We start from the raw sequence: 1,795 nt of genomic DNA, 5'->3' as shown, positions 1-1,795 counted from the left end.
CCGGAAATACCAGCGAACCGCGCAACTGATGACGACGGCAGGGAAGCGGTGGCCGTGATAAAGCGGTTTTGTCTTCTTCATTACGTCATTCTACCGCCCCCTCTCCATCAACCTGACAGAGCCATCGGCATGGACAAGCGCGACGAAATTAAGGACAAGACCGTGAAGTGGCTCGTGGCGGCCAAGCGCGGAAAGATCAAGGCGATGCAGGAGGGTCCGCTGAAGAATCTGGTGATCGCGCTTGAGAAAACCAAGGCGCAAATCCGCGTACGGGTCGAGCATCCGTTTCATATCATCAAAAACCTGTTCCGCCATCGCAAGATGCGCTACAAGGGATTGGCCAAGAACACAGCGCAACTGTTCAGCCTGTTCGGCGTGGCGAACTTGGTGATCGCGCGCAATCTGTTGCGCTAGGTTCATGGGAGCAATCCGTCTTGTCTGTGAAAAATGAGAAAAGTGAAGCCCGTTTTCGGGCCAAATTCACCGAAATAAGCTTGGCTTCACTTCGTCATTCGAAAAAATGCGAACCAGCGCTGCCGAAAATCTCGCGGGCTGCCCCATTAATCAGCGCTTCCCTAGTGTGACGCTGTGTCTGGAATTACATGACCAACTTCACCGCTGCCAAACGGTTCTACGGGATTTGGTTTTACGGGATGGGACCGTCGCACAAGATAGAAGCTACAACCCGAGCCGGCCACCGCGGTGCATCCAAAGTAGCTTTGACCGTAAAGATCATGTTTCCGAAGCCACATGCTTGGATTCACCCTTAAATTCGGTGCGGGAAGCGTTGGTTTGAATTGAAGAATTGCAGTGCGGCCGTTCGTAAGATCGTACGAGCAGCTAACTACCGCTTCCGACCCACTATCACTATCCTTCGCGGGATAGAAGGTAGCAGAGAAAAATCTCACGATGCTATCCGCATCGTCCGGCGCAACGCCCAACCACTTTCCCTCAGCTTCGTTGGGGAATGCTTTAGCTGTATAGAAAATTCCGTCCTTACTAATCTCAGAGCGGACTGGGCAGCGTTCGAACGTTTGAGACGACGCGTACCACGATGCGCCAAGAGCGATGGTAAATGCCAAAATTCTTGTCTTCATAGACTAGAAGGTGTTATGCACTTTTGTTAAGGGCTGCAAAGTGGACGAGCATAAGCACGGAGAATACGACGAAATGCAAGCCAGCCAAGGTTTCGGGCAAGCGCTCGTAGTCTCTGGCCAGACGGCGGAAGCGGTTGAGCCATCCGAAGCTGCGCTCGACCACCCAGCGGCGCGGCAACAGCACGAATCCCTTTTTCGCCTCCGCCAGTTTGATTACCTGAAGCTCGATTCCTTCGTCGAGTGCAGCCTGGGCGGGCTCCTCGCCTGTATATCCCTGATCGGCAAACGCCACCTTGACCGTCTGGCCCGTCGCCTGTTGAACCTGACGCGCCAATTCTCCAACCTGCGCACGCTCCTGTTCGTTTGCCGGCGTCACATGCACCGCAAGCAGTTGCCCCAATGTGTCCACCGCCATGTGCACTTTGCTACCTTTCTTGCGTTTGTACCCGTCGTAGCCTGCGCGTGGACCGCTCTCGCACGTCGACTGCAGCGTACGGCCATCGAGGATGACTGCGCTGGGCTGACCTCGGCGATCCTGCGCCACCCGGATAATCGAACGCAGGTCATTGACCTGAGCATGAGCACGCAAGTCGATGGGAATTCGGGGCGTTTTGAGCGGCTTGCGTGATGTGGCGGAGGGGATCTCCCTCAGGCATCTTGCACAAACGACGCCGAAGGGAGAGTCTCGCGTTTTCCAA

Annotated in this window: 2 protein-coding genes; one reads left to right on the top strand and one right to left on the bottom strand. The window is 55.2% G+C overall.

Features of this window, described 5'->3' with window-relative positions:
• A partial coding sequence (locus tag VSR34_RS37845; protein WP_342965168.1) for a transposase occupies positions 1 to 414 on the top strand: 414 nt, incomplete at its 5' end.
• 696 nt (positions 415 to 1,110) lie between these two features.
• On the opposite strand, the gene VSR34_RS37840 is transcribed toward VSR34_RS37845, so the two are convergent.
• On the bottom strand, positions 1,111 to 1,795 hold a 685-nt coding region (locus VSR34_RS37840), incomplete at its 5' end, for an IS5 family transposase (protein ID WP_342965167.1).

Origin of the sequence: Paraburkholderia sp. JHI2823, assembly GCF_038900695.1 — a bacterium.
Taxonomy (GTDB): domain Bacteria; phylum Pseudomonadota; class Gammaproteobacteria; order Burkholderiales; family Burkholderiaceae; genus Paraburkholderia; species Paraburkholderia mimosarum.
Note: the sequence above shows the minus strand (reverse complement) of the source record. Positions and strands in the feature narration are given on the sequence as shown.